Source organism: Methylobacterium variabile, from assembly GCF_001043975.1.
GTDB lineage: Bacteria > Pseudomonadota > Alphaproteobacteria > Rhizobiales > Beijerinckiaceae > Methylobacterium > Methylobacterium variabile.
In genome coordinates, this window is the sequence record NZ_LABY01000054.1 from 1 (window position 1) to 7,781 (window position 7,781).

5 protein-coding genes and 2 pseudogenes are annotated in these 7,781 nt (G+C 75.3%); all 7 read left to right on the forward strand.

Going from position 1 to position 7,781, the window contains the following annotated elements; all coding sequences use genetic code 11:
- Positions 1-386 (forward strand): annotated as a pseudogene (locus VQ02_RS38100) (PRC-barrel domain-containing protein); the annotation flags it as partial.
- A gap of 26 nt (positions 387-412) precedes the next feature.
- Positions 413-898 (forward strand): GNAT family N-acetyltransferase, encoded by a 486-nt coding sequence (locus VQ02_RS09240; RefSeq protein ID WP_053080296.1) that lies wholly within the window; start codon positions 413-415, stop codon positions 896-898.
- A gap of 323 nt (positions 899-1,221) precedes the next feature.
- A complete protein-coding gene (locus tag VQ02_RS09245) occupies positions 1,222-1,881 on the forward strand; it encodes a cytochrome c3 family protein (protein ID WP_048443891.1) in 660 nt (219 codons plus the stop codon).
- A 22-nt stretch (positions 1,882-1,903) separates the two neighbouring features.
- On the forward strand, positions 1,904-4,882 hold the full coding sequence (locus tag VQ02_RS09250) for a TAT-variant-translocated molybdopterin oxidoreductase (protein ID WP_048443892.1): 2,979 nt from the start codon (positions 1,904-1,906) through the stop codon (positions 4,880-4,882).
- A gap of 8 nt (positions 4,883-4,890) precedes the next feature.
- Positions 4,891-6,882 carry a quinol:electron acceptor oxidoreductase subunit ActD gene (locus VQ02_RS09255; RefSeq protein WP_048443895.1) on the forward strand — a complete coding sequence of 664 codons (1,992 nt, stop codon included), beginning with the start codon at positions 4,891-4,893 and terminating at the stop codon, positions 6,880-6,882.
- On the forward strand, positions 6,879-7,436 hold the full coding sequence (locus tag VQ02_RS09260; RefSeq protein ID WP_048443893.1) for a c-type cytochrome: 558 nt from the start codon (positions 6,879-6,881) through the stop codon (positions 7,434-7,436). The genes VQ02_RS09255 and VQ02_RS09260 overlap by 4 nt, the downstream gene beginning before the upstream one ends.
- A pseudogene (locus VQ02_RS09265) lies at positions 7,433-7,781 on the forward strand (hypothetical protein); the annotation flags it as partial. The gene VQ02_RS09260 and the pseudogene VQ02_RS09265, both read left to right, overlap by 4 nt.

Consider the following 7,781-nt stretch of genomic DNA (forward strand, 5'->3'; position numbering starts at 1 on the left):
TCGGCGTCGGCGGCTTCCTCGGCATCGGCCAGAAGGCCGTGGCGGTGCCCTTCGACAAGCTGGCCTGGAACACCGGGAGCGCCGCGGCGGGGGCGCCGCCCTCGCACACCACGCCGGAGCGCGCGCCGAGCGACGCCGCCGCGCAAACCGCCGGCCCGACGACGATGCCGGGCGCGACCGTGACCGACCAGGCGCTCGCCGCCGTGCCGGCCCGCCGCAGCGGCACGGTCGACGACGCGACCGGCTCGGTCGCGGCGCCGGATCAGCCCCGGGGCCGCGCCACCGTGCTGGCGACCCGCGACGGCACGGTGGCGGAGGCCGAGGTGCGGCTGACCAAGGCGCAGCTCCTCGCCGCCCCGGAGTTCAAGTACGAGGCCCCCCGCTGAGCGAGCGCAGGCCCTGCTGGCGGCCGATGCGGGCGGCGGACCTGCCGGCCGTCTCCGTCATCGCCGCCCTCGTCCACCCGGCCTACCCGGAGGAGGACGCCGTGGTCGCCGAGCGCCTGCGGCTCTGTCCCGACGGCTGCTTCATCCTCGCCAGAGGCGGGGCCGCGGTCCTCGGCTATGCCGTCGGCCATCCCTGGCGGGCCCGGACGGTGCCGGACCTCGACGCCCTCCTCGGCGCCCTGCCGGAGCCGGCGGGCGCCTGGTGCATCCACGACGTCGCGCTGCGGCCGGAGGCCAGGGGGTGCGGCGCCGCCGGCGCGCTCGTCGACCTGATGCTGGGGGAGGCCGCGCGGCGCGGTCTGCCCGAGGCGGTCCTCGTCGCGGTCGGGACCGCCGCCGGTTTCTGGCGCCGCCACGGCTTCCGGCCGATCCCGGACGCCCCGCCGCCCGGCTACGGCGCGGGCGCTACCCTGATGGTGCGGGCCGTCGAGCCCCGCTCCGCCGAGGCGTGAGGCGCGGCGCGTTCGCGGCCCGGCGCGCGGACGCCACGCTGTCGCACCCCGAGCGGCACCGCCCCGCGCCAGGCCGCCCAGGTTCTTGCGCACGCATCGTTTTCACCACCGGGCGGCGGCCGCGTCGCGCGGGACTCCCGTCTTTCCCGTCTCAGGGGCATCTGGCCATGGCCAGGCCCCGCGCCACGTAGCCTGGCATCGTTCCGATCTGAAGCGGTGTCGGCATGACGAGGACGGCGTGCAGAGCGTGACGCGTGCCCTGAACCAGGGCGGCCCGGCGGGTCCGCGTCGCGGCGTGCCCGTGCGGGCCGGGGCCTGACGCCGTGCGCCAGCTCTTCGCGCCGGGCGCCGACGCCCTCCTGCGCCTCGCGCTCCTCACCGGCGCCGCCTGCCTGGCGGCGCTCCCGGTGGTGGGAGCGGGTCTCGTGCGCTCCTCCTACGTCACCGGGGTCGGGGTGGCGCCGGCCCAGCCGGTGCCGTTCAGCCACAAGCACCATTCGGGCGAGCTGAAGATCGACTGCCGCTACTGCCACACCACGGTCGAGACCCAGGCCACGGCCGGCATCCCGCCGACCCACACCTGCATGACCTGCCACACCCAGATCTGGTCCGGCTCGGAGATGCTGGAGCCGGTGCGGGCGAGCTACGCCAAGGACCAGCCCCTGGTCTGGACCCGCCTGAACAAGCTGCCGGGCTACGTCTACTACAACCACGCGGTCCACGTGACCAACGGCATCGGCTGCTCGACCTGTCACGGCAGCGTCACCGACATGCAGCTCACCTACCGGGCCAACGCCTTCGAGATGAGCTTCTGCCTCGATTGTCACCGCAACCCCGAGAAGTACGTGCGGCCGAAGGACCAGATCCTCAACATGTCCTGGAGCCCGCCGGCGAACCAGGCCGAGATCGGGCCCGAACTGGTGCGCCAGTACCACATCCGCGGCGGCGAGCGGCTGACCGAGTGCGGGATCTGCCACCGATGAGCGATCGCGGGATCCCCCCCTCATGAGCGCCGACCTCGCATCGCTCCGCGCCCGTCTCGCCGCCGGGAACGGGCCGGCCTTCTGGCGCAGCCTCGACGCGGTGGCGGATTCGCCCGAGTTCCGGGCCTTCCTCGACACCGAGTACCCCGCCGCCGCCCGGCTCGCCGCGGCGCCGGACCGGCGCGGCTTCCTCAAGCTGATGGCCGCCTCCTTCGCGCTGAGCGGGCTCTCCGCCTGCGGCCAGCCCGACGGGCGCGCGCAGGAGGTGCCCTACGTCCGCCAGCCCGAGCGGATCATCCCAGGTGCGCCGCTCGCCTACGCCTCGGCGGCGCTCGTCGACGGGTTCGCCAACGGCATCACGGTCACCACGCGCAACGGCCGCCCGCTCAAGATCGAGGGCAATGCCGACCACCCCTGGAGCCGCGGCGGCACCGACGTGTTCGCCCAATCCTCGGTGCTCGGGCTCTACGATCCGTTCCGGCTGCAGACGCCGCAGCATCTCGGCCGGCCGAGCTCGTGGCAGGCCTTTCGCGCCGCGATGACCGGGCGCTTCGCCGCCCTGAAGGCGGCCGCGGGCGGACGCGGGCTCCACCTCCTCACCGGGCCGGTGACCTCGCCGTCGCTCGCCGCCCAGATCGCCGCGATGCGCCGGGACTTCCCCGGCATGCGCTGGCACGTCTCGGCCCCGGTCGGGCGCGAGGCCCTCTACGAGGGCGCTCGCCTCGCCTACGGCCGTCCCCTCGAAACACGCTGGCGCTTCGATCGGGCCCGGGTCGTGGTCTCCCTCGATGGCGACGTCCTCGATCCCGGGCCGGGCCAGGTCGGCCAGGCGCGGGACTGGATCGACGCCCGCCGCGCCGCGGCCGCGGCGCGGCGCCTGCTCGCCCTCCACCATGCGGGACCGAGCCCGAGCCTGACCTCGGCCAAGGCCGACGCCCCCCTAGCGGTCGGCTCCGACGGGATCGCCGCGATCGTCCGCGACCTCCTGGCCGAGGCCGGGGGCGGTGCGGCGCAGGACCGGAGCGGCCCGGCGGCGGCCTGGCGCGCGAGGGCCTTCGCGGCGCTCGACGCGGCGCGGGGCAGCGGGGTGGTGCTGGCCGGCGCCCAGGCCGGGCCGGAGCTGCTGGCCCAGGTCCACCGCCTCAACGCAGCCTTCGGCAATACCGGCCGCACCGTGTTCCACACCGCGCCGGTGCCGGTCCTCGACGCCGAGCCCCTGGCGGCCCTCGCCGAGACGATGCGCCGGGGCGAGGTCGAGACCCTGGTGATGCTCGACGTCAACCCGGTCTACGACGCCCCCGGCGACCTCGGCTTCCTCGAGGCGCTCGCCCGGGTGCCGCTCAAGATCCATGCCGGGCTCTACCAGGACGAGACCGCCTTCCACTGCGACTGGAACCTGCCGCTCACCCACCCGCTCGAATCCTGGGGCGACGCCCGGTCCCTCGACGGGACCGTGACGCTGATCCAGCCGACGGTGCGCCCGCTCTACGACGGCCGCTCCGTGCCGGAGATCCTCTCGATCCTGACCGATGCCGAGGCGAAGGACGGCGGTGCCCTCCTCGACGCCCACTGGCGCCGGCCCGGGGAGGACGACGCCGCCTGGACGGCCCGGCGCGAGGCCTTCCTGCAGGCGGGCTTCCTCGCTGGCACCGCCCTGCCGCCGGAGCCCGTCGGCGCGCTGGTCCCGGCACCGGCGGCCCCCATCCGCGCCGCCTCGCCGGCCGGCCCGGCCCGGCGGGTCGAGGTGCTGTTTCGGCCCGACCCCACGGTGTGGGACGGCAGCGTCTCGAACCTCGCCTGGCTGCAGGAGCTGCCCAAGCCCCTGACCAAGGTGGTGTGGGGCAACGTGATCGCGGTGAGCCCGGTGCTGGCCGAGCGCGAGGAGCTGAGGCAGGGCGATGTCGTCGCCCTCGAGGCCGAGGGGCGGCGGATCGAGGGGCCGGTCTGGATCCAGCCGGGCCAGGCCGAGGACACCGTCACGGTGAGCCTCGGCTACGGCCGCCGGACGCCCGAGCAGCTCGCCGACGGCCTCGGCTACGACGCCTACCCCTTGCGCCGCAGCGCCACGCCCTGGCGCATCGCCGAGGCGACGCTCGCCGCAACCGGGCGCCGGGCGCCGCCGGTGACGACCCAGAACCACGGCACGATGGAGGGGCACGACTTCGTCCGCGTGCAGGCGGTCGGCGCCGCGACGCCGGTCGCCTCCCGGGAGGCCCTGCCCTCGCTCTATCCCCCGGCCCCGACCTCGCCCGGGGGCCGCTACGGGGCCGAGCGCGCCTGGGGCATGGTGATCGACCTCGACGCCTGCATCGGCTGCAACGCCTGCGTCACCGCCTGCCAGTCCGAGAACAACATCCCGGTCGTGGGCAGGGAGGAGGTGGCTCTCGGCCGCTGGCTGCACTGGCTCAGGATCGACCGCTACTACGAGGGCGGGCTCGACGCCCCGAAGACCCACTTCATGCCGGTGCCCTGCATGCATTGCGAGCAGGCGCCCTGCGAGGTCGGCTGCCCGGTCGAGGCCACGGTTCACGACCGCGAGGGGCTGAACCTGATGGTCTACAACCGCTGCGTCGGCACCCGGGCCTGCTCGAGCTACTGCCCCTACAAGGTCCGGCGGTTCAACTACCTCGACTATTCCGGCGACACGGCCCCGGTGCAGCAGCAGCAGCGCAACCCGGAGGTGACGGTGCGGGCCCGCGGCGTGATGGAGAAGTGCACCTACTGCGTCCAGCGCATCGCCGCGGCGCGGATCGACGCGACGAAGGGCGACCACGCCCCGATCCCCGACGGCGCCGTCGAGACCGCCTGCCAGGGCGCCTGCCCGACCCGGGCGATCACCTTCGGCGACCTGCGCGACGCCGGCAGCCGCGTCGCGGCGGCTGCCGCGGACCCGCGCAACTACGGGCTCCTGTCCGAGCTCAACACCAGGCCGCGGACCACCTATCTCGCCCGCCTCGTCGAGGACGCCGCGGCGACGGCGAAGCCGGGGGGCGCGCTGTGAGCGGCACCGTGACCCCCCTGCCGCCGCGGGCCGGGCTGCTCGGCGAGGCCGAGGACTTCGCCTCGATCGGGCGCGCCGTGACCGGGGCCCCGGCCCGCGCCTGCTCGCGGGCCTGGTGGATCGCCTTCGCGGGGGCGTGCGGGCTCCTCGGCGTGTTCGCCGCGGCGCTGGCCTGGCTGCTCCTCGAGGGCGTCGGGGTCTGGCACAACAACAACCCGGTCGTCTGGGCCCTCGACATCGTCGCCTACGACTGGTGGATCGGCATCGCCTGCGGGGCGCTGCTCACCTCCGCCACCTTGCGGCTCACCGGCGCCGCCTGGCGCTCCGGCATCGACCGCATCGCCGAGACGACCGCGATCCTGGCGGCGGCCGCCGCTGCCCTCTACCCGATCATCCATCTCGGGCGGCCCTGGGTGTTCTACTGGACCCTGCCCTACCCCAACACCCTGGGGCTGTGGCCGCAATTCCGCTCGCCGCTGGTCTGGGACGCGGTCGACATCGTCAGCTTCCTCGGGGTCTGCCTCGGCCTGTGGTACGTCGGGCTCCTGCCCGACCTCGCCGCCTTGCGCGACCGCGCCTTCGAGGCGGCCCTGGCCGAGGGCCGGGCCGCCGACGCGGGACGCGGCCGGCGCCGGCGCACGACGCTGCTCAAGGCGCAGGTCTACGGCATCCTGGCGCTCGGCTGGCGCGGGGCGGCGACGCACTGGGAGCGCTGGCTCGTCGCGACCCGCACCCTCTCGGTGCTGGCCCTCGTCCTCGTCGTGGCGCTCCAGACCGGGGCCTCGGTGATGCTCGCCGGCACGGTGCTGCCGGGCTGGCACGACACCCTGCTGCCGGTCACCTTCCTCGCCGCCTCGCTGCTCTCGGGCGTCGGCGTCACCGCGGCGCTGGCGGTGCTGGTGCGCCGGGCGCTCGGCCTCGAGGCGCTCATCACCGGGCGGCACATCGCCCTGATGGCCCGCCTGATGCTGGGCCTGAGCCTCGCCTCGGCCTATTGCTACGCCACCGAGATCTTCTCGAGCCTCCTGCACGGCGACGCCTTCGACCGGGCGGTGCTGGTGCGCCGCCTCGCCGGCTCGCACGCCTGGGCGTTCTGGATCATCGTGGTCTTCGCCCTGCTGCCGGTGCAGCTGTTCTGGTTCTCCCGGTTCCGCCGCTCCGGCCTCGCCGTGGCGCTGGTCGGCATCGCGGCCGCCATCGGCAGCTTCGGCGACCACTTCATGCTGCTGATCGTGACCCTGAGCCACGACTTCCTGCCCTCCTCGGCCCACCCCTACGCCATGGGCGCCTGGGGTCTCGCGACGCTCGCCGGCTCGGTCGGGCTGTTCCTCGCCCTCCTGCTCCTCGGCCTGCGCACCCTGCCGATGGTCTCGATCGCCGAGACCCGGCGCTTCGCCGAGAGGCACCCGGACGGGCGGCCGAGCGGCGAGCGGGCACCGACCCTCGCCGAGACCGCGCAGGCGCCGCTCTGGGGCGTGAGCGCCGAGTTCGACGATGCCGGCGACCTCGCCGGGGCCGTGCGGGCCCTGAAGGAGCGCGATTACGGTGCCCGGATCGAGACCTACGGACCGGTGCCGATGGCCCGGGCCGCCGACGCCCTCGGGCGCCCGGCCGGGATCCTGCCGCTCCTGGCGCTGGGGACGGCGCTGGCGGGCGGGACCGCGTTCATGCTGATGTGCCTCTACGCCTCCGGCATCGACTACGTGTTCGACGTCGGCGGGCGGCCGCGCTTCTCCTGGCAGGCCTTCATGGTGCCGAGCGTGTCCTTCGGCACCCTGTGCGGCGGGCTCGCGACCGTGCTGGCGCTGCTGTTCCAGAACCGCCTGCCGCGGCTCAACCACCCGGCCTTCGCGATTCCCGGCTTCACCCGGGCGAGCGAGGACCGCTTCTTCCTCGCCCTCGAGGCGGCGGGACCCCGCTTCGACCCGGAGCGGATCGAGCGGGCCCTGGCGCGCCTGCCGCAGGGGCGCCCGCTGATGGTCCGGAGGGTGCCGCTGTGAGGCGCGCCGCCCTCCTCCTGCTGCCATTCGCGCTCGCGGGCTGCGACCAGGCCAACATGGTGAGCCAGCCCAAGGCCAAGACCTGGGACAGCAACCCGTTCTTCCCGCAGGGCCAGACGATGCGCCACCCCGTGCCCGGCACCGTCGCCCGCGCCAGCCCCGACCGGCCGGTGCCGCAGCCGGCCTCCGCCAGCCCCGCCCTGCTGGCGCGGGGGCAGGAGCGCTACGACGTGTTCTGCACGCCGTGCCACGGCGGCACCGGCCACGGCGACGGGCTGATCGTGCAGCGCGGCTATCCCCGGCCGCCCTCGTTCCACGACGCCCGCCTGCGCGCCGCGTCGGCCGCCCACCTCTACGACGTCATCAGCCACGGCAAGGGCACCATGCTCTCCTACGCCGCCCAGGTCCCCCCGGCAGACCGCTGGGCCATCGTCGCCTACCTGCGCGCCCTGCAGCTGAGCCAGGGCGCGGTCCTGGCGAGCCTGCCGGCCGAGGACCAGGCCGGGGTCGCGGCCGCTCGAGGCCCGGATGCCGGGCGCGGAGAGCGCCGGTGAGCCGCCGCCCGATCTCCCTCGCCCTCGGCGCCGTCGCGCTGGCGGTCTGCGCGCTCGCCGGCGCCGCCGGCAGCCCGGTCATGCCCTCCTACCTCGCCGCCTGGCTGGTGCTGGTCGCCCTGCCGGCCGGCGCCCTGCCGCTGCTGATGGGGCTCGAGCTCGCCGGCTTCGCCGCCGGGGCGATGGCCGCCTCCCTGCGCCGCCTGCTCGGCCTCCTGCCGATCGCCGGCCTCCTGCTGCTGCCGGTGCTCCTCAGCCTCGGCGGCCTCTACCCCTGGGACCGGGGCGCGACCCCGCGCACGCCCTTCGCCGCCCTTTGGTTCACCCCGCCGTTCTTCGTCCTGC

Excerpts from the sequence above, each read along its gene's own strand:
- VQ02_RS09240 (WP_053080296.1), top strand. The coding sequence starts at position 413 with ATGCGGGCGGCGGACCTGCCGGCCGTCTCCGTCATCGCCGCCCTCGTC.
- VQ02_RS09250 (WP_048443892.1), top strand. The coding sequence starts at position 1,904 with ATGAGCGCCGACCTCGCATCGCTCCGCGCCCGTCTCGCCGCCGGGAAC.